The 24881-nt window shown below is 71.6% G+C and carries 17 protein-coding genes and 1 pseudogene; 4 read left to right on the top strand and 14 right to left on the bottom strand.

Features of this window, described 5'->3' with window-relative positions; translation table 11 throughout:
- Positions 1 to 169: 169 nt before the first annotated feature.
- The 5 genes from AB0M26_RS23140 to topA form a co-directional block, all read right to left on the bottom strand.
- Entirely contained in the window at positions 170 to 1765 is a 1596-nt protein-coding gene (locus AB0M26_RS23140; protein ID WP_365263718.1) for an alpha/beta hydrolase, read from the bottom strand.
- Between the two features lie 181 nt (positions 1766 to 1946).
- Positions 1947 to 3209 carry a DNA polymerase III subunit delta' gene (locus AB0M26_RS23135; protein ID WP_365263717.1) on the bottom strand — a complete coding sequence of 421 codons (1263 nt, stop codon included), beginning with the start codon at positions 3207 to 3209 and terminating at the stop codon, positions 1947 to 1949.
- Between the two features lie 241 nt (positions 3210 to 3450).
- On the bottom strand, positions 3451 to 4392 hold the full coding sequence (locus tag AB0M26_RS23130) for a glutaminase (protein WP_365263716.1): 942 nt from the start codon (positions 4390 to 4392) through the stop codon (positions 3451 to 3453).
- A gap of 196 nt (positions 4393 to 4588) precedes the next feature.
- The gene (tmk, locus tag AB0M26_RS23125; RefSeq protein WP_365263715.1) at positions 4589 to 7861 is read right to left on the bottom strand and encodes a dTMP kinase; all 3273 of its coding nucleotides are present in this window, start codon (positions 7859 to 7861) and stop codon (positions 4589 to 4591) included.
- A gap of 315 nt (positions 7862 to 8176) precedes the next feature.
- Entirely contained in the window at positions 8177 to 11038 is a 2862-nt protein-coding gene (gene topA / locus AB0M26_RS23120) for a type I DNA topoisomerase (RefSeq protein ID WP_365263714.1), read from the bottom strand.
- 249 nt (positions 11039 to 11287) lie between these two features.
- On the opposite strand from topA, the gene AB0M26_RS23115 reads away from it, so the two are divergent.
- The 3 genes from AB0M26_RS23115 to AB0M26_RS23105 all read left to right on the top strand — a co-directional run bounded on the left by AB0M26_RS23115 (position 11288) and on the right by AB0M26_RS23105 (position 12967).
- The gene (locus tag AB0M26_RS23115) at positions 11288 to 11695 is read left to right on the top strand and encodes a TM2 domain-containing protein (protein ID WP_365263713.1); all 408 of its coding nucleotides are present in this window, start codon (positions 11288 to 11290) and stop codon (positions 11693 to 11695) included.
- Positions 11696 to 11810: 115 nt separating this feature from the next.
- Positions 11811 to 12155, top strand: a complete 345-nt coding sequence (locus tag AB0M26_RS23110) for a DUF2752 domain-containing protein (protein WP_365263745.1) — start codon at positions 11811 to 11813, stop codon at positions 12153 to 12155.
- A 536-nt stretch (positions 12156 to 12691) separates the two neighbouring features.
- Positions 12692 to 12967: a TM2 domain-containing protein gene (locus tag AB0M26_RS23105; protein ID WP_365263712.1), complete on the top strand. Its 276-nt coding sequence runs from the start codon at positions 12692 to 12694 to the stop codon at positions 12965 to 12967.
- Between the two features lie 219 nt (positions 12968 to 13186).
- Here the strand turns inward: AB0M26_RS23105 and AB0M26_RS23100 are convergent, their stop codons facing one another.
- The 5 genes from AB0M26_RS23100 to bldG form a co-directional block, all read right to left on the bottom strand.
- Entirely contained in the window at positions 13187 to 14767 is a 1581-nt protein-coding gene (locus tag AB0M26_RS23100; protein ID WP_365263711.1) for a methyltransferase, read from the bottom strand.
- A gap of 58 nt (positions 14768 to 14825) precedes the next feature.
- On the bottom strand, positions 14826 to 15389 hold the full coding sequence (locus AB0M26_RS23095; RefSeq protein WP_365263710.1) for a small secreted protein: 564 nt from the start codon (positions 15387 to 15389) through the stop codon (positions 14826 to 14828).
- A 132-nt stretch (positions 15390 to 15521) separates the two neighbouring features.
- Positions 15522 to 17933 carry a sodium-translocating pyrophosphatase gene (locus AB0M26_RS23090; protein WP_365263709.1) on the bottom strand — a complete coding sequence of 804 codons (2412 nt, stop codon included), beginning with the start codon at positions 17931 to 17933 and terminating at the stop codon, positions 15522 to 15524.
- Between the two features lie 839 nt (positions 17934 to 18772).
- The gene (locus AB0M26_RS23085; protein WP_365263708.1) at positions 18773 to 19210 is read right to left on the bottom strand and encodes an ATP-binding protein; all 438 of its coding nucleotides are present in this window, start codon (positions 19208 to 19210) and stop codon (positions 18773 to 18775) included.
- An 88-nt stretch (positions 19211 to 19298) separates the two neighbouring features.
- Positions 19299 to 19640 (bottom strand): anti-sigma factor antagonist BldG, encoded by a 342-nt coding sequence (gene bldG / locus AB0M26_RS23080; RefSeq protein ID WP_009716787.1) that lies wholly within the window; start codon positions 19638 to 19640, stop codon positions 19299 to 19301.
- Positions 19641 to 19694: 54 nt separating this feature from the next.
- Between bldG and AB0M26_RS23075 the strand changes: the two genes are divergently transcribed.
- On the top strand, positions 19695 to 22220 hold the full coding sequence (locus AB0M26_RS23075) for a DEAD/DEAH box helicase (protein ID WP_365263707.1): 2526 nt from the start codon (positions 19695 to 19697) through the stop codon (positions 22218 to 22220).
- Between the two features lie 745 nt (positions 22221 to 22965).
- Here the strand turns inward: AB0M26_RS23075 and AB0M26_RS23070 are convergent.
- The 4 genes and pseudogenes from AB0M26_RS23070 to AB0M26_RS23055 form a co-directional block, all read right to left on the bottom strand.
- Positions 22966 to 23403 (bottom strand): annotated as a pseudogene (locus AB0M26_RS23070) (Rv3654c family TadE-like protein); the annotation flags it as partial.
- Positions 23400 to 23780: a TadE family type IV pilus minor pilin gene (locus AB0M26_RS23065; RefSeq protein ID WP_365263706.1), complete on the bottom strand. Its 381-nt coding sequence runs from the start codon at positions 23778 to 23780 to the stop codon at positions 23400 to 23402. The gene AB0M26_RS23065 and the pseudogene AB0M26_RS23070, both read right to left, overlap by 4 nt.
- On the bottom strand, positions 23767 to 23964 hold the full coding sequence (locus AB0M26_RS23060; protein ID WP_365263705.1) for a DUF4244 domain-containing protein: 198 nt from the start codon (positions 23962 to 23964) through the stop codon (positions 23767 to 23769). Before AB0M26_RS23060 ends, AB0M26_RS23065 begins: the two co-directional genes overlap by 14 nt.
- Before the next feature lie 188 nt (positions 23965 to 24152).
- Positions 24153 to 24758: a type II secretion system F family protein gene (locus AB0M26_RS23055; protein ID WP_365263704.1), complete on the bottom strand. Its 606-nt coding sequence runs from the start codon at positions 24756 to 24758 to the stop codon at positions 24153 to 24155.
- Positions 24759 to 24881 lie beyond the last annotated feature (123 nt).

The following is a 24881-nucleotide window of genomic DNA, read 5'->3' as shown; positions in this document are numbered from 1 at the left end:
GCGAGACCCGGTGCCGCAACGGCGCCAAGTCTACACATTCAGCCGGGCTGCCTCGCACCCCGGCCAGGGCCGCGGGGCCGCCGCTGGGCGGCATGGGCGCTTTGCCCGGAATATCGCCCCGACAGCCCCATTCGGCGGCTGGCCTCTCAGGCCCCTGCGACCCCGCGAGCTAGTCGCAGCGCGTGCCGTCCTTCGGGGCCTTGCCCTCCAGCAGATAGGCGTTGATCGTCGAGTCGATGCAGTCGCTGCCGCGCCCGTACGCCGTGTGTCCGTCGCCGTCGTACGTCAGGAGCGTGCCCGAGCCGAGCTGGTTCGCCAGGGCCTGGGCCCAGCGGTAGGGGGTCGCGGGGTCGCGGGTGGTGCCGACCACAACGATCGGCGGCGCGCCCTTCGCCTCGATGCGGCTCGGGCGGCCGGACGCCTCCACCGGCCAGTACGTGCAGTTCATCGCCGCCCATGCCAAGCCCGTACCGAAGACGGGGGACGCCTTGCGGAAGGACGCCAGCGCCTTGCGCACGTCGTCCGGACCGTCGAATGCGGCGGGGAGGTCGAGGCAGTTGACGGCCGGGTTGGCGAACATCAGGTTCTCGTAGGAGCCGTCGGCGTCGCGCTCGTAGTAGAGGTCGGCGAGGCGCAGCAGTCCTGCGCCGTCGCCGTCCATTGCCGACTGCAGGGCACTGCGCAGCTCCGTCCAGGCGCCCTCGTCGTACATCGCCGCGATCACGGCGGTCGTCGCCAGGGATTCGCCGAGCTTGCGGTCCTCACCCGTGGAGACCGGGTCCTTGTCGAGCTTCGTGAAGAACGCCTGCAGGCGCCGGCCCGCGTCCTTGGCCGTGCCCTTGCCGAGCGGGCAGTCGTCGCGCCGTACGCAGTCCTCCGCGAACGCGGTGAACGCCGTCTCGAAGCCCGCCGTCTGGTCGCGGTTCATGGCCAGCGCGGACAGGGAGGGGTCCATCGCGCCGTCCAGGACGAGGCGCCCGGCGCGGGTGGGGTAGAGCCCCGCGTACGTGGCGCCGAGGAATGTGCCGTAGGAGGCGCCGACGTACGACAGCTTCTTGTCACCCAGTGCCCCGCGCAGGACGTCCATGTCGCGGGCCGCCTCGATCGTCGAGACGTGGCCGAGGACCTTGCCCGAGCGGTCCTGGCAGCCCGTCGCGAAGTCCTTGAAGGTCGAGACGAGTTCGTCGATCTCCTTCTGGTCGTCGGGCGTCTGGTCGACCTGGGTGAAGGCGTCCATCTGCGAGTCGGACAGGCAGGTGACGGGCGCGCTGCGGGCCACACCGCGCGGGTCGACGGCCACCATGTCGTACCGGGCCCGGACCGGCTCCGGGTAGCCGATGCCTGCATAGCTCTGGAGATAGCCGATCGCGGAGCCGCCCGGTCCGCCCGGGTTCACCAGCAGGGAGCCGAGCCGCTTGCCCGGGCCCGACGCGGTTCTGCGCGAGACGGCGAGTTTGACGTCGCGGCCCCCACCCGGGTTCGCGTAGTCCATGGGCACCTTGAGAGTGGCGCACTCGAACCCTTCGATGCCGCACTCGCGCCAGCGCAGCTTCTGCTCGTAGTACGGCCGCAGTCCGTCGGGCAGGGCGGCGGGCAGGGGCTGCAGCACGTGTACGGCGTCGGCTTTCTTCTGCGGCTGCCGGTTCGCCGCCTTCGGCGAGGCGGAGGGGGTCGACGACGAACTCCCGGAGGAACAGCCGGACATCAGAAGGCCCGCGACCGCCAGGACGGTCCAGGAGGTGCGGAGCAGACGACAGGGTTGCATGCGGCGATCCCTCGTTCAGTTCTTCGCGTGGGGTGATCGGAGCGTATCCGTCCGGACACAGTCCATGCGCGGTCCGCCGTCCTCGTACGGGTGAGAGCGTGTCCGGGACTGCTCCGCCCGCGGGCTCGTCACGGACTGCTCCCCCGCGGACTCGTCACTGACGGCCCCGCCCCCGGACCCGTCATCCTTCGCGCAAGGCCATCGTCATGGCCTCCACCGCCAGCAGCGGCGCGACATTGCTGTCCAGGGCCTCGCGGCAGGCGAGCACCGCTTCGATACGGCGGAGGCTCCGCTCGGGGGTGGAGGACTGCGCCACGCGCCGAAGGTCGTCGCCGGCCTCGGTGTTGGCGATGGCCACGGCGGAGCCGAGCTGGAGGGCCAGGACGTCGCGGTAGAAACCGGTGAGATCGGTGAGCGCCAGGTCGAGGCTGTCGCGCTGGGTGCGGGTGGCGCGCCGCTTCTGCCGGTCCTGCAGGTCCTTCATCACGCCCGCGGTGCCGCGCGGGAGGCGACCTCCGGTGCCGGACGCGGCGCCCAGCGCGGCCCGCAGTTCCTCGGTCTCCTTGGCGTCGACCTCCTCCGCCATCTGCTTGGCGTCCTCTGCGGCGGCGTCGACCAGCTCCTGGGCGGCCTTGAGGCAGGCGCCCACGTCGCCGACGCGCAGCGGCAGGCGCAGCACGGCGGCTCGGCGGGCGCGCGCCCGCTCGTCGGTGGCGAGCCTGCGGGCCCGGCCGATGTGGCCCTGGGTGGCAGCCGCGGCGGACCGGGCCAGGCCCGGTTCGATACCGTCGCGCCGCATCAGCACGTCCGCGACGGCCTCCACCGACGGTGTACGGAGCGTGAGGTGACGGCAGCGGGAGCGGATGGTGGGCAACACGTCCTCGACGGAGGGGGCGCAGAGCAGCCAGACCGTACGAGGCGCGGGCTCCTCCACGGCCTTCAGCAGCACATTGGCCGCGCCTTCGGTGAGACGGTCGGAGTCCTCGAGGACGATCACCTGCCAGCGGCCGTTCGCGGGCGAGAGCTGAGCGCGCCGGACAAGGTCGCGGGTCTCCTTCACACCGATCGACAGCACATCGGTCCTGACCACCTCGACATCGGCGTGGGTGCCGACGAGGGCCGTGTGGCAGCCCTCGCAGAATCCGCAGCCGGGGGCGCCACCCAGCGCGCGGTCGGGGCTGACGCACTGGAGGGCGGCGGCGAAGGCGCGGGCGGCGGTCGACCGGCCGGAGCCGGGAGGGCCGGTGAAAAGCCAGGCGTGGGTCATCCTCGACGGCCCGCGCTCCCCCCCGTCCGGTCCGTCCTGGGGCGCAGGCGTGAGGTCGAGCGCCGTGTCACTCTCCGCCGCCGCCTCGGCGGTGACGATGGCGTCGGCATCGCGGGCGGCGGCGGCGAGTTGCTCGGTCAGCCGCTCCTGTCCGACGACGTCGTCCCATACCGCCATGGCTGCCCCTTGCCCCTGCCTGCCGATGCTGCTGCCCGTGCTCGCGTGCGGGCGCTACCGCCCCGGGGCGACGCCTGCCGTTGCCCCCGCGGCACCCCATTGTGGTCCACGGGACCGACAACGGGCGACGCCCTCCCCGCTCGTCAGGGCCGGGGCGACGCCCTCCCCGCTCGTCGGGGCCGGGGGCCCGCCGGAGGGCGACCTGCCGGCGGAGACCGTCGGAACCCGTAGGCGGAGACCGTCAGAAGACGGATAGGCCGGTCAGCGTCGTGAACCGGTCGAGCGCCGCCACCCCGGCCACCGAGTTCCCGCGCGAGTCAAGACCGGGGCTCCAGACGGCGAGTGTGCACAGCCCGGGGATGACGGCGATGATGCCGCCTCCGACCCCGCTCTTCCCTGGCAGCCCCACCCGGTACGCGAAGTCGCCCGCCGCGTCGTACGTCCCGCAGGTGAGCATCACGGCGTTGATGCGCTTGGCCTCGCTGAGGGTCAGCAGCCGCGAGGAGTCCGCCCGTACGCCGTGACGGGCCAGGAACAGCCCGGCGGTCGCGAGGTCGGCACAGCTCAGCGTGATCGAGCACTGCCAGAAGTAGTGGTGCAGGACGGTCGGTACGGGGTTGCGCATGTTGCCGTAGGCGGCCATGAAGTGCGCGAGCGCGGCGTTGCGATCCCCGTGCGCCGCCTCGGACTCCGCGACCTCCTGGTCGAAGGCGAGTCCGGGGTTGCCGCTCTCCTCACGCAGGAACTCCAGCAGTTCGCTGCTGGCGTCGCCGGTCAGGCCCTGCAGATGGTCGGTGACGACGAGGGCTCCGGCGTTGATGAACGGGTTGCGCGGTATGCCCTGCTCCTGTTCGAGCTGGACCAGGGAGTTGAAGGGGTTGCCGGACGGTTCGCGGCCTACGTGCGCCCAGAGTTCCTCGCCGCCGCGGGCCAGGGTGAGCGCAAGGGTGAAGACCTTGGTGATGCTCTGGGCGGAGAACGGCTCGCGCCAGTCGCCCACGCCGTGCACCTGCCCGTCGATGTCGGCGACGGCCATGCCGAAGCGCCGGGGGTCCACGGATGCCAGCGCCGGTATGTACTCGGCGGGGCGGCCGCCACCGATCTGCGGTGCGACGTCCGCCGCCACTTGCTCCAGGATTCCCTGGTAGTCCAACGCGGCTCGGGTCACTGCCTCATTTTCCATCGCCCACGGGTACGGCGGCACGGCGGGTCCGCGTTAATCCGAACGAACGCCCGGCGCCAGGGCCTCCGGGGCACCCCGGGCCGGATCCGCTGCGCACCCGACGGCAGGACCACGGAGCACCGAGGCGGCCGGTCCGCCTGCCGGGACGCACGGACGACCGGGGCCGGGCCCCGGGCGTCCGGTCGCGCGTCGGCGGTCAGCGACCCCTGCGGCGGCCGTTGTTGCCGTCCTCCTCCTCGCGGGGGCCCAGCAGTTCGTCGGCCAGGCTCGGAAGGTCGTCGAGCGGGGTCTCCTCGGCCCACTCCGGGCGACGGCGGCGCGGACGGTCCCCCGAGGCCGGGTCGACCTGCGGCATCTCGCGCGTACGCTCGGCCTCGCGCGGCGCCGGAGGCTCCGAACCGCCCTCGTCCTGGCGGAAGAGCCACGGCGGCACCCGGTCGGCCGGGTCCCCCCGCCGCCCCTGTCCACCCGCGGCGTCCTCGGGCCGTACGGGCGGCAGGACCGCCGTCTCGTCGGCGCTCCCCGGCGCCGGGGGCTTCGGCAGGACGGCCGTGTCCTCGGCGTCCGCGCCCTTGGCCGGAGGTCCGTCGCCCTCCGGCTCGTCCGAGCGGACCGGTCGCAGCACCGCCGTCTCGTCATCGCGCCGGGACCGCTCGCCGGAAGCGCCGGCGTCCTTCCGGTCCACGCGCGGGGTCGGGACGGTCTGCGCCGTGTCGGGGGCGGGGCCCGCTGCGCTCGCCGGACCGGTCCCGCCCTCCTCCGGGCCCTCGGCCGGGACCGGCGTCTCCACCGTCGGGTCCTGGTCGTTCGTCCGGGACTTGGACGCCGCCTGGGCAGCGGCCGCCTCCGCCTCCAGGCGCGCTTCCTCAGCCCGCAGCAGGGCTTCCTCCGCCTTGCGCTGCTTTTCCAGACGGCGGGCCTCGGCCTCCGCCCGCAGCCGGGCCTCCTCCTCCGCCTGGCGGCGCAGCCGCTCCTGCTCGGCCCTGCGCGCGGCCTCCTCGGCCTCGCGCCGCTTGCGCTCCTCCTCGGCGAGGCGACGGGCTTCCTCTGCGCGCTGCCGCGCCTCCTCCGCCCGGCGCTCCTCCTCGCGGCGGCGCTCCTCCTCGGCCTCGCGCCGCTTGCGCTCCTCCTCCTCGGCGCGCAGCCGGGCCAGCTGCTCCTGGCGCTCGCGCTCCAGCCGCTCCTCCTCGGCCTTGCGCGCCGCCTCCTCGGCCTCACGCCGCTTGCGCTCCTCCTCGGCAGCCTTACGGGCCTCCTCCCGGGCCTGGATCTCGGCCTCGGAGAGCGGCAGCATCTGGTCGAGCCGGTGCCGTACGACCGTGGTGACCGCTTCCGGCTCCTGACCCGCGTCGACGACGAGGTAGCGGGCCGGGTCCGCCGCGGCCAGGGTCAGGAAGCCCGCGCGTACGCGCGCGTGGAACTCGGGTGGTTCGGACTCCAACCGGTCCGGCGCCTCGGTGAACCGCTCGCGTGCCGTCTCCGGTGCGATGTCCAGCAGGACCGTCAGATGGGGTACGAGGCCGTCCGTCGCCCAGCGCGAGATGCGGGCGATCTCGGTGGGCGACAGGTCACGGCCCGCGCCCTGGTAGGCGACGGAGGAGTCGATGTACCGGTCGGAGAGGACGACGGCGCCGCGGGCGAGCGCGGGCCGGACGACCGTGTCGACGTGCTCGGCGCGGTCCGCCGCGTAGAGCAGCGCCTCGGCGCGGTGGGAGAGCCCGGCACTGGAGACGTCGAGGAGGATCGACCGCAACCGCTTGCCGATGGCCGTCGCGCCCGGCTCGCGCGTGACGACCACCTCGTGCCCCTTGGCGCGGATCCACTCGGCAAGAGCTTCGACCTGGGTGGACTTCCCGGCGCCGTCGCCGCCTTCGACGGCGATGAAGAACCCGGTGGCGGCCGGTGCCTGCACGGGCTCCCCGCCGCGCAGCGCCTCGCGCAGGTCGCGGCGGAGCGGCACACCGGAGCGGTCGTCCGTCTTGCCGAGAACCAGGACCGCAAGCGGCAGCAGCAGGGCGCCGACGAGCATGAGCGTGAACGCCGCGCCGCCGTGCGCGAAGACGAAGTCCTCCCCGGCCAGACGGTGCGGTCCGATGGCGGCTGCGAGCAGCGGTGCCGCGATCACACCGAGGCCGACGAAGACGCGGACGACCGCGTGCAGATGCTCCGTCGTACGGGCCTGGCGGCCTTCCTCGGCCTCCTGGTCCAGCAACGTGTGGCCGGTGTGGGCGGCGATGCCCGCCGACGCACCCGCGACCAGCGTGATGAGCAGTACCGTCGTGGCGTCGGGCACCAGCCCCGCGGCGAGCAGCGAGATCCCGGTGAAAGCCGTCGCGATCGCCAGCAGCCGCCGGCGGGAGAGCGCGGGCAGCACGCGCGGGGCCAGCCGGATTCCCGCGACCGTTCCGGCGGTCAGTCCGAGGACGAGCAGGGCGAAGAGAACCGGTCCGCCGCCCAGATCGTCCGCGTGCAGCGCGGAGACGGCGACGGCGGATGCGATGGCGGCGGCCACGGCGGCGCAGGTGAGGACGAGCAGCGGGATCGCGCCCGTACGGCCCTTGTCGGCGCCTGTGCCGCTACGCGGCCTGCGCAGGCCCTCGAGGGGGGACCGCGGGCGGGGCGTGGATCCGCCGGGCAACTCGATGAACCACAGCACCGACACGGACGCGGCGAAGAGACCCGAGGCGACGTACGAGCCCAGGGCCGCCTGGTGCATGTCGAACCACTCGATCCCGGCGGCCAGCAGCTTCCCCAGGAGCGTGACGACGACCAGCCCCGCGGCGGCGATCGGCAGGGTGACGAACGTCGTGCGCAGCCAGAGGCGGCGCAGCGCGTCGTTGTTGTCGGGCAGCGGGCGGACGGCGGCGCCCTCGATGGGAGGCGCGGGCAGCAGGGCCGGAGCGGCGCCGTCCTTGGCGACGGTCCAGAAGCGCTCGGCGACTCCTGCGACGAAGACGGTGACGAGAAGGATGGCGAGGGCGTTGTCCGGGGTCCAGTCGATCCACAGGGGCGCGACGACAAGGAGCATGAGCCGCGCCACATCCGCGCCGATCATGGTCCAGCGCCGGTCGAGCGGTCCGCCCCCGCGACGCCCGGAGCGTCCCTCTCCTGAGGAGACGGGCGCGCGTCCCTTCTCCGGCCCCGGCGCGGTCAGCGACGACAGGGGCCCGAGGAGGACGGCGCCGAAGAGGACGGTTGCGACGAGACGTGCCCCGAAGACGGCGGCGACGGCGAATGCGGCACCGCGATATCCACCGCCGAAGGAGCCCTCCGCCACCGCTGCCTGCAGCGACAGCAGGAGGAGCACCAGCAGACCGAGGGCGTCTCCGACGCCACCGACGAACTGGGCGCTCCACAGTCGTCGCAGCGGGGGGAAACGCAGCAGTGCGCGTACGGCGCGCTCGCGTGAATCTGCGGCAAGGGCGTCGGATGTGGGGGTCACGACCGTTGGCTGCTCGGCTCGCGTCATCCCGTCAGCCTATCGGGCATGGCCGAATAGCTGTCGGCCTGTCCCGAACATGTGCCCGTAGGGAGACCCACCGCGGTGCCGGTACCGAGACCCACCGCGGTGCCGGTACGGAGACGCGCCGCGGTTGCCGGTACGGAGAGGCGCTCGTGCCCGTACGGAATCCGGTACTCGTCCCCGGACGGAGAGGTACTCGTCCCCGTACGGAAACCGGTGCCCGTCCCCGTACGGAGACCGGTGCCCGTCCCCGTACGGAAACCGGCTGCGTGCGCAGGGCGGGCCCCGCACCGCCTCGGCGGCGCGGCGGGGCCCCGTCCGTCAGTCCTCGCCCTCGACGGGGGCCTTGGCCGTTGCGGTCCTCTTCGTGGCGCTGTCGGCGGCCGCCGTGGCCTTCTTCGCCGTGGCCTTCTTGGCGGTGGTCTTCTTGGCCGCCGTCTTCTTGGCCGCGGTCTTCTTCGCTGGTGCCTTCTTCGCCGCGGTCTTCTTGGCCGTCTTCGCGGACTTCTTGGCCGGACCCTTGGCGCGCTTCTCCGCCAGCAGCTCGAATCCGCGCTCCGGGGTGATCGTCTCGACGTCGTCGTCCCGGCGCAGGGTCGCATTGGTCTCGCCGTCCGTGACATACGGACCGAAGCGGCCGTCTTTCACCACCACCGGGCGCTCGCTGACCGGGTCGGTGCCCAGCTCCTTCAGCGGCGGCTTGGCCGCGGCACGCCCGCGCTGCTTGGGCTGGGCGTAGATCGCCAGCGCCTGCTCCAGCGTGATCGTGAAGATCTGGTCCTCGCTCTCCAGCGACCGCGAGTCCGTCCCCTTCTTCAGGTACGGGCCATAGCGACCGTTCTGAGCGGTGATGTCGTGATCCGACTCGGGGTCGCTGCCGACGACGCGTGGCAGCGACATCAGCTTGAGGGCGTCCTCCAGCGTCACCGTATCGAGCGACATCGACTTGAAGAGCGAGGCCGTCCGCGGCTTGACCGCGTTCTTGCCCGTCTTCGGCGTGCCCTCGGGCAGGATCTCGGTGACGTACGGACCGTAGCGGCCGTCCTTCGCGACGATCGGACGGCCGGAGTCCGGTTCGGTGCCGAGGAGGCGCTCCCCACTCGGCTTGGCGAGCAGTTCCTTGGCGAGCTCCACGGTCAGCTCGTCCGGCGGCAGATCGTCGGGGACGTCGGCACGCTGACCCGGTTCGCCCTCGGTCTCCGAGGGCTTCTCGACGTACGGCCCGTAGCGCCCGACGCGCAGCACGATGCCCTCGCCGACCGGGAACGAGGAGACCTCGCGGGCATCGATCGCGCCGAGGTCGGTGACGAGTTCCTTGAGGCCGCCGAGGTGGTCTCCGTCACCGTTCCCGGCCTCGGCGGCCGCGCCCGCGGCGCTCTCGTCCGAGCCGAAGTAGAAGCGGCGCAGCCACGGCACGGCTTGGGCCTCGCCCCGAGCGATGCGGTCGAGGTCGTCCTCCATCCTCGCGGTGAAGTCGTAGTCGACGAGCCGGCCGAAGTGCTTCTCCAGCAGGCCGACGACGGCGAAGGAGAGGAAGGAGGGGACGAGCGCAGTGCCCTTCTTGAAGACATAGCCGCGGTCGAGGATGGTGCCGATGATCGACGCGTACGTGGACGGGCGGCCGATCTCCCGCTCCTCCAGCTCCTTGACCAGGCTGGCCTCGGTGTAGCGGGCCGGGGGCTTGGTGGCGTGGCCGTCGGCGGTGATCTCCTGGGCCGAAAGCGGGTCGCCTTCGGAGACCTGCGGCAGCCGGCGCTCGCGGTCGTCCAGCTCGGCGTTCGGGTCGTCGGCGCCCTCCACGTAGGCCTTCATGAAGCCGTGGAAGGTGATGATCTTGCCGGACGCGGAGAACTCGGCGTCGCGGCCGTCGCTCGCCCGGCCGCCGACCTTGACGGTCACCGACTGGCCGACGGCGTCCTTCATCTGGGAAGCGACGGTCCGCTTCCAGATCAGCTCGTAGAGCCGGAACTGGTCGCCGGTCAGGCCGGTCTCGGCGGGGGTGCGGAAACGATCACCCGAAGGCCGGATCGCCTCGTGCGCCTCCTGCGCGTTCTTGACCTTGCCCGCGTACATCCGCGGCTTCTCCGGCAGGTAGTCGGAGCCGTAGAGCTGTGTGACCTGCGCACGAGCCGCCGCGACCGCCGTGTCCGAGAGCGTCGTGGAGTCCGTACGCATATAGGTGATGAAGCCGTTCTCGTACAGCTTCTGGGCGATCTGCATCGTCGCCTTCGCACCGAAGCCGAGCTTCCGCGACGCCTCCTGCTGGAGCGTGGTCGTACGGAAGGGGGCGTACGGCGAGCGGCGGTACGGCTTGGACTCGACCGAGCGGACCGAGAACGCGGTGTCCTGCAGGGCGTCGGCGAGCGCCCGCGCGGTGGCCTCGTCCAGGTGCAGCACCTGGGAGCCGTCCTTGAGCTGCCCGTTCGCGCCGAAGTCGCGGCCCTGTGCGATACGGCGGCCGTCGACGGTGGTCAGACGGGCCGAGAAGGTGCCGGGATCGGTGGCGTCACCGGCGCGGCCGGTGGCGAAGGACCCGGTCAGGTCCCAGTACTCGGCGGAGCGGAAGGCGATGCGTTCGCGCTCCCGCTCGACGACGAGCCGGGTCGCCACGGACTGCACACGGCCCGCCGACAGCCGCGGCATGACCTTCTTCCACAGCACGGGCGAGACCTCGTAGCCGTAGAGACGGTCGAGGATCCGGCGGGTCTCCTGGGCGTCGACCAGGAGCTGGTTGAGCTCACGCGGGTTCGCGACGGCCTCGCGGATCGCGTCCTGGGTGATCTCGTGGAAGACCATCCGGCGGACCGGGACCTTGGGCTTGAGGACCTGCTGGAGATGCCAGGCGATGGCCTCGCCCTCGCGGTCCTCATCGGTGGCGAGGAAGAGTTCGTCCGACTCCGCCAGCAACTCCTTGAGCTTGCTGACCTGGCTCTTCTTGTCGGCGTTGACGACGTAGATCGGCTCGAAGTCCTGATCCACATTGACGCCGAGACGCGCCCAGGACTCGCCCTTGTACTTCGCCGGGACCTCGGCCGCGCCGTTGGGCAGGTCCCGGATGTGCCCGACGCTGGCCTCGACGACGTATCCCGGGCCCAGATAGCCCTTGATCGTCTTGGCCTTGGCGGGCGACTCGACGATGACGAGTCGTCGGCCGCCGTTCGCGGTCTCGCTGGTCGGGGACACCTTCGCTCTTCTCTCCGGTCGACGCCTGGATGGTCTGGGCACTGCGCTGACGCTGCGGAGTGTGACGGTACCTCCCGGCCCCGTGTCAAACGGGAAAAGCCCGCAACGCCACTCGAACGGTAACCCGACAAGCGTCCTGTCTGCCGCCCGGACCGAAACCTGGCGGGCGTCTGCTGGCAGGATGGCCCGCGGCCGTACTCACCGGCCACGCCCGAAATCCAGTTCCGCTCTCCATCATCGGGGGTTCTCGTGTCCGATCAGTATCCCTACGGTCCACCGCCGAACCCGCAGAACGGCGGATACGGCTACCCGCCAGGTGGCCAGCCCGGACCGGGACAGTCGCCGTACGGCGGCGCCACGCCCGGGTACGGCTACCCGCAGGGACCCGCCGCCGGCGGCTACTCCGACCCCAACGCACCGTACGGATACGACCCTTACGGCCGTCCGTACTCCGACAAGTCGAAGATCGTCGCGGGTGTCCTGCAGCTCTTCCTCGGCAGCTTCGGCATAGGCCGGTTCTACCTCGGTCACGTCGGCCTCGCCCTCGGCCAGCTCTTCACCTGCGGTGGCCTCGGCATCTGGGCGCTGATCGACGGCATCGTGCTGCTGACCAGCAACAACACCACGGATCAGCAGGGGCGCATCCTGCGTGGCTGAGCATCCGCGCACCGGCGGTGGGGCCAGAGTCACGGCCGCCACCCGGACGGGGTCCGTCCGGACAGCGGCCGTACGCGCCCTCCGCCATCCGGCCGCGCCGCCCGTCGCCTTCCTCATGGCGGCCGCGGCGGCCGCGGTCTACCTGTGGGACCGGAACCCGCACGAGTCCGGCCACTTCCTCCCCCGCTGCCCCTTCAACTGGGCGACCGGCCTGCTCTGCCCGGCGTGCGGCGGCACGCGCATGGCGTACGACCTGATGCACGGCCGCATCGGCGCCGCCTTCCACGACAACGCCTTGCTCCTGCTGCTCGGACTGCCGGCCGCGGCGTATCTGTGCGGACGCTGGCTGCGCGAGGGCCTGCGGGGACGGCGCTACCGGCTGTCCCTGGGTCCGCGAGGCACTGCTGCCGTGATCGGCACGGCCGTGGCCTGGGCCGTCGTCCGCAATGTGATCGCCTGAGGGGCGGGGCGGGACCGGCCGGTTGCACGAGTTGAAAAGGCACGGCTCCGTCGGGCCGAACGGCTGACGGCGATCTTCCGCGCCTCCTTCCACGGGCGAGATCACTCCATGGGTCCGCCGAGCGCGGTCGGTCTGCCGACGCGGTCTGCAGAACACGGTCCGCCGAGCGCGGTCGTCTGCCGACGCGGTCTGCAGAACACGGTCCGCCGAGCGCGGTCGTCTGCCGTCGCCGTCTGCAGAACACGGTCCGCCGAACGCGGTCGGTCTGCCGTCGCCGTCTGCAGAACACGGTCCGCCGAGCGCGGTCGTCTGCCGTCGCCGTCTGCCGAACGCGGTCGTCTGCCGACACGGCCTGGTCGAACACAGTCGATCTGCCGTGCGAGGTCACTGCTCGATCACAATCACCGACCCCGAGCAACCAAGCGCGGGGGTACCGAGTCTTGATCTGCACGGCCGCCCACCGGCCCGCCCGCCGCGGGCCCCGACGGGCGGCAGAGTCCCCTGAAGCAGATGAAGATCTACGAGGAGCAGTCTCCGTGTCGTACCCCGCTCAGCCCCCCTCCGCCGAAGCCCCGTACGGTGTCGCACCCAACGGGCAGCCCTACTCGGACAAGTCCAAGGTCGTCGCCGGCCTGCTGCAGCTCTTCCTGGGCACCCTCGGCATCGGGCGCTTCTACACCGGCCACACCGGCATGGCGGTCGGCCAGCTCCTCACCTGCGGTGGCCTGGGCCTCTGGTCGCTGATCGACGCGATCATCTTCTTCGTCAGCGACACCCGCACCGACAAGCAGGGCCGCCTGCTGCGCAGCTGACCGGCCTCGCGTCGCGGCGGACCCGGGCCCGCGCTCCGGAGAACCGGAGCGCGGGCCCGTCCGCGTACAGAGCCTTCGCGCGGGCCTTTCACATCACCGGCCCGTTCGCGTACGCGGGCCCGTCCGCGTACCCGGGCGCGTTCGCGTACCGGGCCGTTCGCGTACCCGGGCGCGTTCGCGCATGGGCACCGGCCTGCGGCGCCAGGGCACGGCCGCTGGTCACACCTCGCGGGCGGCGTCCGGTTCCGGATCCCCCGCCGGGTCCCCTGCCGGGTCGAGGAAGCCCTGTTCGACCAGCAGCCGGATCGACTCCGGTGTACGGTCGCGCAGCAGCACCGGGTCCTCGCCGACAAGCTGGGCGATCGCGTCGAGGATCCGGCCGGCGGTCAGCGTCCCGTCGCACACGCCTGCGAACCCCGCGCCCACGGTGTCGACCCTCGTGGCGCGCCGCATGCCGCGGTTCTGCCGGAGCACCACGTGCTCGGGATCCTCCGCGCCCGGCAGCCCGACCTGCTCCTGCACCACTTCACCGGCCAGGCGGAAGCGGGCGGCGAGCAGCGCCGCGTCATCGGTGCCGCGCAGGAAGTCCTGCCGCTCGAAGTGGCCGCGTACGGACGGGCCCAGGGGCTGCTCCACCGGATGGGGCCACTCTTCCGCGATCACCGAGGGGTGTTCGGCGCCGGACTTGCGCAGCGTGATCCACCCGAACCCGACGGCCCTGGCCTTGCGGGCCTCGAACTCCTCCAGCCAGGCGTCGTAGCGGGCGGCGTACTCGGCCGGATCGCCCCGGTGGTCTCCGGCGTCCCGGAGCCACAGCTCCGCGTACTGCGCCGCGTCCTGGACCTCGCGCTGGACGATCCATGCGTCGCAGCCGCCGGGCACCCAGGACGCCAGCCGTTCGCGCCAGTCCTCGCCCTCGATGTGCTGCCAGTTGGCGAGCAACTGGAGGTAACCGCCGTCGGCGAGGTGATCGGCCGACCTCTGGACGAGCGCCCGGCACAGATCGTCCCCGCCCATTCCGCCGTCGCGGTACTTCAGGCGCGGGCCCGGCGAGATGACGAACGGGGGGTTGGAGACGATCAGATCGAACCCCTCGTCGCCCGCGACCGGATCGTAGAGCGACCCTTCGCGCAGGTCCGCGGCGGGCGCAGCGGAGAGGGCGAGCGTGAGGCGTGCGAAGCCCAGTGCGCGCGGGTTGACGTCGGTGGCCGTGACCCGGGTGGCGTGCTGGGCGGCGTGCAGCGCCTGGACGCCGGAGCCGGTGCCGAGGTCGAGGGCGCGGGCGACGGGGGCCCGGACGGTGATGCCGGCCAGCGTCGTGGACGCGCCGCCGACGCCGAGGACGAGCTGGGACCTGTCCACGCCCGTCACCCCGGTCACCTCGCTGGTGCCCGCGCCGATGCCAGCGGCGCCCCCGACCGCGCAGCCGAGGTCGGAGACGATCCACCAGTCCTGGCCCTCGGGCCCGCTGTACGGGCGTACGTCGACGCTCGCCCGCACCTCGTCGCCGTGCTGCACCAGCCAGCCGTCGGCCACGCAGTCCTCGACGGGCAGCGACGCCCGCGCACGCTCGTACGGGACGGTGGCCTGCAGCAGGAACAGCCGGACCAGCGTCTCCAGCGCCGAGTCGCCCCGGGTCGCCCGCAGCGCGGGCACGGTCTCGCTGCGGGCGAGAGCGGCGTACGCGGGCGCACCGAGCAGGTCGAGCAGTCCGTCGGAGGTGAAGGCGGCGGATTGCAGCGCTTCGCGCAGCCGGGAGGTTCGGTCGGCGTCGGGCGTGGGGAGGGTGTGCGTACTCACCGGATCATTGTCGGGCCTGCCCGGGCACGCCCGTGCACACCGGGCCAGGGACGACCGGTCAGGACCCCTTGGTGGGCGTCGCGGACGCGGGGCGCCGGCAGCCGGACTGCGTGCTCATCGACTTGCCGATCTCGCCGGACTGCAGCTTCTTGATCGCGTCGTCTCCGACCTTGTTGACCTTACCGAGCTCCTCGGCGACACCTTTGAGGCCCTCGGCGAAGTCGCCCTGGTCATTGGTCTTGAGCTTGTCGACGGCCCGCTTGAGGTCGGCGTACGCCTTGGATGTGGCGTCGAGCTCCTTGACCGCGTCCTTCTGGACCCGCTCGCCGCCGTCGACCGGCGGGACGCCCGCGTTCTCGACGGAGTCGGACATCGCGGCGTAAGCGGCGGAGATCTCCTGGAAGGCTGCGGAGTCCGCCTTCTTGATGTCCGCTGGCTTGCCGTCCGCGGCCGTGGAGGTGATCGACTCGTTGGCGTTGGTGATCTTCTTCAGCTGAGGCTGGACCTCGTCACAGACCTTCTTGGCGTAGCCGTCGACCTTGCTGTTGTCGTCGATGCAGCCCGAGAGCGCCAGCAGCAGCGCCGCGCCTCCCGAGAGCGCGGCCACAAGCTTTATGTTCACGATCGGTCCCTTCCATGGCCTACGGCCCCGGAACATACACGGCGGGGCGGGTGCCGCGCCCCTGGGCACAGCACCCGCCCCGTCGGCGGCAAGGGCCTCCGCCCGCCCGCCGAACCGACCGAAAACGCCAGGTCAGCTGGAGACCACGGCGGGGTCGCCAGCGGTGTCACCGGCCTGGTTCTCGGCCTTGCCGGAGTTGCCTTCATCACTTACGGCGATGCCGCGCCGCTTGGAGACGTAGACCGCCCCGACGATGATCGCGATGGCGATGATCGCCACGACGACGCGGACACCGACGCTGGCGTCGTCGCCGTAGCTGAACTTCACCACCGCGGGGGCGATCAGCAGCGCCACCAGGTTCATGACCTTCAGCAGCGGGTTGATCGCCGGTCCTGCGGTGTCCTTGAACGGGTCGCCGACCGTGTCACCGATAACGGTCGCCGCATGGGCCTCGCTGCCCTTGCCGCCGTGGTGGCCGTCCTCGACCAGCTTCTTCGCGTTGTCCCAGGCACCGCCCGAGTTCGCGAGGAAGACGGCCATGAGGGTTCCGGTGCCGATCGCGCCCGCGAGGTACGCGCCGAGGGCGCCGACACCGAGGGTGAAGCCGACGGCGATCGGGGCGAGGACCGCGAGGAGACCGGGCGTGGCCAGCTCGCGCAGCGCGTCCTTGGTGCAGATGTCGACGACGCGGCCGTACTCCGGCTTCTCGGAGTAGTCCATGATCCCCGGCTTCTCGCGGAACTGCCGACGGACCTCGTAGACGACCGAACCGGCCGACCGCGACACGGCATTGATCGCCAGCCCCGAGAAGAGGAAGACGACCGCGGCACCCAGGACGAGGCCGACGAGGTTGTTCGGCTGGGAGATGTCCAGGCTCAGGCCCAGCTCCCCTGCCTTGGCGTCCACCTCCGCGACCGCCGTGGCGATCGCGTCCCGGTACGAACCGAAGAGGGCGGCCGCGGCGAGGACGGCCGTCGCGATCGCGATGCCCTTGGTGATCGCCTTGGTGGTGTTGCCGACGGCGTCGAGATCGGTGAGGACCTGCGCCCCGGAGCCCTCGACGTCACCGGACATCTCGGCGATGCCCTGCGCGTTGTCGGAGACCGGGCCGAACGTGTCCATCGCGACGATGACGCCGACGGTGGTGAGCAGACCCGTACCGGCCAGGGCCACGGCGAACAGCGCCAACATGATCGACGTACCGCCGAGCAGGAACGCTCCGTACACGCTGAGACCGATGAGCACCGCCGAGTACACGGCGGACTCCAGGCCCACCGAAATGCCCGCCAGCACGACGGTCGCGGGACCGGTCAGCGAGGTCTTCCCGATGTCCCGTACGGGGCGCCGGGTCGTCTCGGTGAAGTAGCCCGTGAGCTGCTGGATCAGGGCGGCCAGGACGATGCCGATCGCGACGGCGACGAGCGCCAGCATCCGGGGGTCGCCGTCGTGGGCGGCGATGGCCGAGTCGCTGACGCCCTTCAGGTCCGCGTAGGACGAGGGGAGGTACGCGAAGACGGCACCGGCCACCAGCACCAGGGAGATCACTGCGGAAATGAAGAAGCCGCGGTTGATCGCGGTCATGCCGCTGCGGTCGGAACGCCGCGGGGCGACCGCGAAGATACCGATCATCGCGGTGACCACACCGATCGCCGGGACGAGCAGCGGGAAGGCGAGGCCGGAGTCGCCGAAGGCGACCTTGCCGAGGATCAGCGCGGCGACGAGGGTCACGGCGTACGACTCGAAGAGGTCGGCCGCCATACCGGCGCAGTCGCCGACGTTGTCGCCCACGTTGTCCGCGATGGTGGCGGCGTTGCGCGGGTCGTCCTCGGGGATTCCCTGCTCGACCTTGCCGACGAGGTCGGCGCCGACGTCCGCGGCCTTGGTGAAGATGCCGCCGCCGACACGCATGAACATCGCGATCAGCGCGGCGCCGAGACCGAAGCCCTCGAGCACCTTGGGTGCGTCGGCGGCGTAGACCAGGACGACGCATGAGGCGCCGAGGAGGCCGAGTCCCACGGTGAACATGCCGACGACGCCGCCCGTACGGAAGGCGATCTTCATGGCCTTGTGGGACACATCAGTGAGGTCCTTGGCGGCCTCGCCCACGGCCGGCGTCGCCTCACGGGCGGCCGCGGCTACGCGGACATTGCTGCGCACCGCCAGCCACATGCCGATGTACCCGGTCGCCGCGGAGAAGGCGGCGCCGATGAGGAAGAACGCGGAACGCCCTGCGCGCTGCGTCCAGTTGTCCGCGGGAAGCAGCATGAGCAGGAAGAACACCACCACGGCGAAGATGCCGAGGGTGCGCAGCTGCCGGGCCAGGTAGGCGTTCGCGCCTTCCTGGACGGCGGCGGCGATCTTTTTCATGCTGTCGGTGCCTTCGCCCGCGGCGAGCACCTGGCGTACCAGCACCACGGCGACGGCGATCGCCGCGATCGCCACCGCCGCGATGACCAGCACAATCAGGCGATTTCCGCTGGTCAGAACGGCGGCTGCGAGTGATGAGGTGTGGTCCTGCTGTAGAGGGGTGAAGGGCCCCGCCATTCGTCCTCCTTGACGTTTGGCACATGGGCGCGCGCAGCCAGTCCTTGCGACTCCTTGTGACAAGAACAGCCGCCACGCTCAGGCGTCCTGAGCTCAAGATGTGGACGGATTCTAGGGAGGGGGGCTAGATCAAAAAAGAGCGCGACAAGGGGAATTCGCCGAGATCGGTGAACGGACCAGCGAAGATCAAATAAGCGGCCGCCGGACAATTCACCTGGACGAAGGAAATCGATCAACGCGCTGACGCCAAGAAAATGATCACGAGAACACGGGAAAAAGATCTCCGGCATGTACGACTGGCCTGATCAGCGCGCTTTGGAGGCAGTGCGCGGCGCACTTCGGAGGCGTTGCGCGGCGCACTCGCCAGGGCACGGAAGCGCAGATGGCGGGGCCCCTGAGGCAGGGGCTCCAGGGGCAGAAGAGGCGCCGGTGGCGGCAGGTGCTGGCCGCCGAACATGCCGCTGGTCCGGGTCTTGGACCTCGGGCCGTGGGCAAGTGGATGGGCACCGAACGTGAGCGGGGCGTAGTGGGCTGGACCCTGCGGGCACCGGGCCCTGGGGCCGGATTCCCGACTCGGACCCGCTTGTGAGCCGCAGTCCGCCGGGGGACCACCCACCGCCCGGGGCCCGTACGCGACGAGCCCGCCCACCGGCGCGTCGCCGATTGGCGGGTCGCGCATGGTCGTCCATGACGGTGACGGGGACGACCGGGCGTGTCCTGGACGCCGAGAACTCCGACGGCGGAGAACTCCGAACGCGGGCTCGCGGGGTGCAGGAATCAGAGCCCGAACTGCGGGCCGCGCCGGACGAACCGCAGACTTCGTGAGGCGACGCGGCGCGTTACGGGAGCGAGTCGGGCATGGTCGGCCAACTCATGCGAATGAGACCACCGACCTCCCCGGCGGTCACTTCCACGTCGTCGACAAGGCCGCTGATGACAGCCAGCCCCATCTCGTCCTCCTCCTCGGCGGTGCCGTCGTCGGCAGGCGGCTCGCCGTCGTGGGAGGCGGGCGCCGAGCTCATCGCGTGCGGCGCCTCGTCACCCACCTCGATGGAGAACTTCTTCTCGTCCTCGATCAGCACGACCTTGACCGGGGCGGACAGGGCGTTGCTCTGGTGAAGGCTCACGGCCCGTGTGCAGGCCTCACCTACAGCCAGACGCACTTCGTCCAGCACGGCCTCGTCGACTCCTGCCCTGCGCGCGACCGCGGCCGCCACCAGGCGTGCCGTTCTGACGTGCTCGGGCAGAGCGCTGAACAGCAGCTCAACGGTGGCCATGCGATCCCCCTCGATCGTGCGGGCTTGCTTCTCAAGGGGGGCCGGGCAGAGCCCGGAGCCCCCCGGTGACTCCCGTGCGGTGACGTCGTCAGTCAGTGGCGGCGACGGCGTCCTCGACCGAGGTGTGGATCGGGAACACCTTGGTCAGACCCGTGATACGGAAGATCTTGAGAATGCGCTCCTGGTTGCAGACCAGGCGGAGCGAGCCCTCGTGGGCGCGCACCCGCTTGAGTCCGCCGACCAGCACGCCGAGCCCGGTGGAGTCGAGGAAATCGACGCCCTCCATGTCGACAACGAGGTGGTAGCTACCGTCGTTGACGAGCTCGACAAGCTGCTCGCGCAGCTTGGGCGCGGTGTATACATCAATCTCGCCACCGACCTCGACGACCGTGCGGTCGCCAACGGTCCGGGTCGACAGGGACAGGTCCACGGATCCTCCAGCAGCTTGCATCGAGCGGTCGCCCCCCATGGATCGGCAGCCGCAATGGCATTCAATCACTTACGAGCAGGCGTGCACGACGCCTTCAGCCCATTGTCCGTCACGCCAGTGACACACTCGTTGCCGATGGCCGACTTTCAACTCCCGCACGGCGCGGGCCTGCGCCCATCCCCGCGCTCGGTCCTGGACCGGCTTGCCGCTGGGGCCGATCGGGCTGCGCGCATCACTCATACGGAGCACTTGCCCCCGCGCGCAGGCCGTCATGCGGACTGGCCGACGGAGATCCGCAAGGAAGTCACCGAGGCCATCGGGCGCGCCGGAATCGAACGGCCGTGGGAACACCAGATGCGTACGGTCCAACACGCGCTGCGCGGAGAATCCGTCGTGGTCGCGACGGGGACCGCCTCCGGCAAGTCGCTCGCCTATCTGACACCGGTCCTCAGCACTCTCCTGGACGGCTCCGAGGCGCCCAACGGACGGGGCACGACGGCCCTGTATCTCGCGCCCACCAAGGCGCTCGCCGCCGACCAGCGGCGCGCGGTCTCCGAGCTGGCCGTCCCGCTCGGCAGCGGCGTGCGCCCGGCGGTGTACGACGGGGACACCCCTGTCGAGGAGCGCGAGTGGGTACGCCAGTACGCGAACTACGTGCTCACGAACCCCGACATGCTGCACCGGGGCATCCTCCCCGCCCACCCGCGCTGGTCCTCCTTCCTGCGCGCCCTGCGCTATGTCGTGATCGACGAGTGCCACACCTACCGGGGCGTCTTCGGATCGCATGTCGCCCACGTGCTGCGCAGGCTGCGGCGGCTCTGCGCCCGCTACGGCTCGGCCCCGGTCTTCCTCCTCGCCTCCGCCACGTCCGCGGAGCCCGCGCGCGCCGCGACCCGCCTCACCGGCCTCCCGGTCGCCGAGATCACCGATGACGCCTCCCCGCGTGGTGAGATGGTCTTCGCCCTCTGGGAACCGCCCCTGACCGAGCTTCACGGCGAGCAGGGCGCCCCTGTGCGGCGCACGGCCACCGCCGAATCCGCGGACCTGCTCACGGACCTGGCCGTCCAGGGCGTCCGCTCAGTGGCCTTCGTACGCTCGAGGCGCGGCGCCGAGCTGATGGCCCTGATCGCCCAGGAACGACTGGCCGCCGTCGACCGGTCGCTGCCCGCGCGTGTCGCGGCCTACCGCGGTGGCTATCTGCCCGCAGAACGCCGTGCCCTGGAGCGGGCACTGCACTCGGGCGAACTGCTGGGCCTGGCCGCCACCACGGCCCTGGAGCTGGGCGTGGACGTCTCCGGCCTCGACGCGGTACTCCTGGCCGGTTACCCGGGGACGCGGGCGTCCCTGTGGCAGCAGGCGGGCAGGGCGGGCCGCTCGGGCCAGGGAGCACTCGCCGTACTCGTGGCCCGCGACGACCCGCTGGACACCTACCTCGTGCACCACCCCGACGCGCTCTTCCGGCGGCCCGTGGAGTCCACCGTCCTCGATCCCGACAACCCGTACGTCCTCGCCCCCCATCTGTGCGCGGCTGCCGCCGAGCTTCCGCTCACGGAGGCCGACCTCGAGCTCTTCGGGCCAGAGGCCCCGGATCTGATTCCGCAGCTCGAGCAGCGCAAGCTGCTGCGCCGCCGTGCCACAGGCGGGACCACCGCCTGGCACTGGCCACGCCGCGAGCGGGCCGCCGACCTCACCGACATCCGCGGCTCGGGCGGCCCGCCCGTCCAGGTAGTCGAGTCGGCCACGGGACGGCTGCTGGGAACGGTGGACGCGTCCGCGGCCCACTCCGCGGTCCACGAGGGCGCGGTCCACCTCCACCAGGGCCGTACCTACCTGGTGAAGAGCCTCGACCTCGAGGATTCGGTGGCCCTGGTCGAGGAGGCGAACCCTCCGTATTCGACCACCGCCCGCGACACGACCGCCATCTCCATCCTGGAGACCACGACGGCGATTCCGTGGGGCGACTCGAACCTGTGCTTCGGCTCGGTAGAGGTCACCAATCAGGTCGTTTCCTTCCTCCGGCGGAAACTGATCACGGGCGAGGTCCTGGGCGAGTCGAAGCTGGACCTCCCGCCCCGCACCCTGCGCACGCGCGCAGTGTGGTGGACCGTCACCGAGGATCAGCTCGACACCGCGCGCGTGGCCCCGGAGCAGCTCGGCGGGGCCCTCCACGCCGCTGAGCACGCCTCCATCGGCATGCTGCCGCTCTTCGCCACATGCGACCGTTGGGACATCGGCGGTGTCTCGGTCCCGCTGCACCCGGACACCCTGCTGCCCACCGTCTTCGTGTACGACGGCCACCCCGGAGGCGCGGGCTTCGCCGAGCGTGCTTTTCACACCGCGCAGCGCTGGCTCCGTGCCACCCGGGAGGCCATCGCCTCCTGCGAATGCGACGCCGGCTGCCCCTCCTGCATCCAGTCCCCGAAGTGCGGTAACGGCAACGACCCCCTCAACAAGCGAGCCGCCGTCCGTCTGCTGACCACGCTTCTCTCGGGCGCGCCTCCCGAGACGCAGAATGCCGCGGAAGGTGCGGGACCGGGTGCTGCGGAGGACCGAGGCGCGGACGGCACGAAGCCGGAGTGAGATCCGGCCTGCCCGACCCGCCCGTTCTCGGACCGCGGGTCCCAACCAGCGGTCGCGAGCCTCCGTCCCCAGCTGCCGGTTCCGGCGCCCGAGCCGATTGCCCCCATGGCCCTGCCGTGCCCGTTCGACCTGGTACCAGCGCCAATCTCGGACCGGCGGGCACCGTACGGCCCGGTCCGGCATGCCCGACCCGCCCGTTCTCGGACCGCGGGTCCCAACCAGCAGTCGCGAGCCTCCGTCCCCAGCTGCCGGTTCCGGCGCCCGAGCCGATTGCCCCCATGGCCCTGCCGTGCCCGTTCGACCTGGTACCAGCGCCAATCTCGGACCGGCGGGCACCGTACGGCCCGGTCGAAACGGCCGTTTCCGAGGTGCCGGTTCCGAGCCGCCGGTTCCGGAGCCGATTCGAGCCGCCGGCTCCAAGCTCTCGGTTCCAGCTGCCAGTTCTGAGTTGCTGATCCCGAGCAAGCCGGTTCCGAGCAGCCGGTTCCAAGCCGCCGGTTCCGAGCCCCCGGTTCCAAGCCGCCGGCTCCAAGCTGCGGTCCCCCGCACCGGCGTCTGAGGTGCCGGATCTGCCCGGGTCCGACGTGTGCCGCTGCCGCGCCGTCCCCCTCCGCAGCCACCTCGGCGCGGCCCGTGCGGGCGTCTTCGCTACGGGCGGACCACGACCTCCGGCCGTCTGCAGTCGTACTTCTCGTAGCCACCGACTGTCGTCACCACCGCCGTCAGCATCGGCGGGTCCTGCCCGTGCACCGGCAGGACCCGCCCGTGCTCGAATCCGCGAACCGAACGGGCCCGACCGCGCCTCCGCCGTGAGATCGGCGATATCACCGCTCACCGCGCAGCGCACCACCCTCGCGCCTTGAGCAGCGGCCACACGCCTCGCCTCGGCGCACGCCGACGGCTGCCCCTCCATGGCGTGATCAGCGGCGGCCAGAGCTGCCAAGTCGGCTGCTCCGCCCGCTCGGTGACGAGCCACCACAGCCTGACCGAGGCTGAGGATCACCGCGAACACGACGCAGAGTGCAGTGGCCAGCACTGCCGTCCAGATGGTCGCGGCACCACGGTCCGCGTGCCAGGTCAACCGTCCAGCAGCAGCACACCTGCGGACGGGGCCGGTCCTGGCCGCAGCCTTCCCTGCGCGACAGGGCCCTCGTACACCTCCGAGGTGTCTCAGCGAGCTCATCCGCTCTCCTCCCCCGCGTCCTCGGCGAGGGCAGCCGCCTCGGCGTGCAGCCGGACCGATAGAGGCCCTGGCCCCGCCGTGGCCGCCTCGACCCGTACGCGAACGAGGTCACCCTCGCGCCGGATGGCGACGTCCGCCCCGCGTGGGGCGGCCGACCGGACGGCGGCCAGGGTGGCCGCCCTCGGCTCCGACCGTGCCGCTGCTCGCGCCCCGGCACGAGCAGCGTCCACGCACTGAATCTGGCATGCCGCCGCCATCAGCCCCCACAGCAGCACGGCAGCGAACAGGACCAGGGTCGGCAGCACCACCGCCGCCTCCGCCGTGACGTAGCCCTCGTCGGATCGGACCTGTCGGCCCGAGTGGCTAGAACTGCGCATCGAGGGCCTTACCGATCACCGACTCGAGCGCGGCGGACACCGTGTCGCTGGTTACCACTTTGTAGAGGACGGCGGCGAATCCACAGGCCGCGACCGTCCCCACCGCGTACTCGGCCGTGGTCATCCCGGCGTCCTGCCGGACCCCGCAGCGGTTCCTGATCCAGGCACCGATCCTTGCGAACATCGCAACCCCCATGTGTCGTACCACTCGTATTGCTCTTGCTTCTTCGTCTTCGCTTCCAAGGAGCGGCACCCTCCTCCGCCGGCCCACAGATCCCCACAGATCCCCACAGCTCCCCGCCGATCCCCACGGATCCCCGTCGATCGCAGTCGTCACCGCTGGTCAGTCACCGCTGTTCGGTCGCCGCCTGGTCAATCGCCGCCCAGCAGTCCGTTCGTCAGGCCGAGCAGGACGGGTGCGACGCCGACGGTCAGAAACGCGGGGAGGAAGCACAGGCCCAGCGGCGCGGTGGCCAGGACCCCCGCGCGCCGTGCTCTCGCCGTGGCCGCTCGCGCCTCTTCGGCGCGGCAGTCGGCCGCCAGTCGGCTGACCGGCTCGACGGCCGGCACTCCCGTGGACATGGACCGTTCGAGGCAGCGCGCCAGCCCCCGTGCGCCCGGAAGCTCGCCCAACTGCCCCCAGACGGAAGCGGGTTCACCACCGAGCCGCAGTTCGGACGCGGCCCGTCGCAAGCCGTCCCCGACAGGACCGCCCATCGAAGTCCCCACGGCCGCAGCGGCCTCTCGCGGTCCGGCGCCGGCGGCCAGGCAGGCCACCAACAGCTCTGCGGCCAAAGGGAGTTGTTCCCGCGCCGCGGAAGCCCGGTCCGTCCCGACACCGCGGGCACGGGCCCGCCACCATTTCCGTATGCCGAAGGCCGCTACGAGCCCCGCGGCGCATCCGAGCAGGCCACCGATCAGCACGTAGACGGTGACCCCCGCGGCCACCGGCGGCCATTGGTTCTTCAGACGAGCCACAAGTCCCTTGCCCAATCGCCTGAGTCGGCTCCGGATGACATCCCGCGGGCCGGAGGGCTGTTGACGCACCTCCAGCAGAGCCGCCAGCCGCCGGCGGGACAGTCGCTCCCGTTGCATCCCGCA

Source organism: Streptomyces sp. NPDC051776, from assembly GCF_040681345.1.
Classification (GTDB): Bacteria; Actinomycetota; Actinomycetes; order Streptomycetales; family Streptomycetaceae; genus Streptomyces.
Note: the sequence above shows the minus strand (reverse complement) of the source record. Positions and strands in the feature narration are given on the sequence as shown.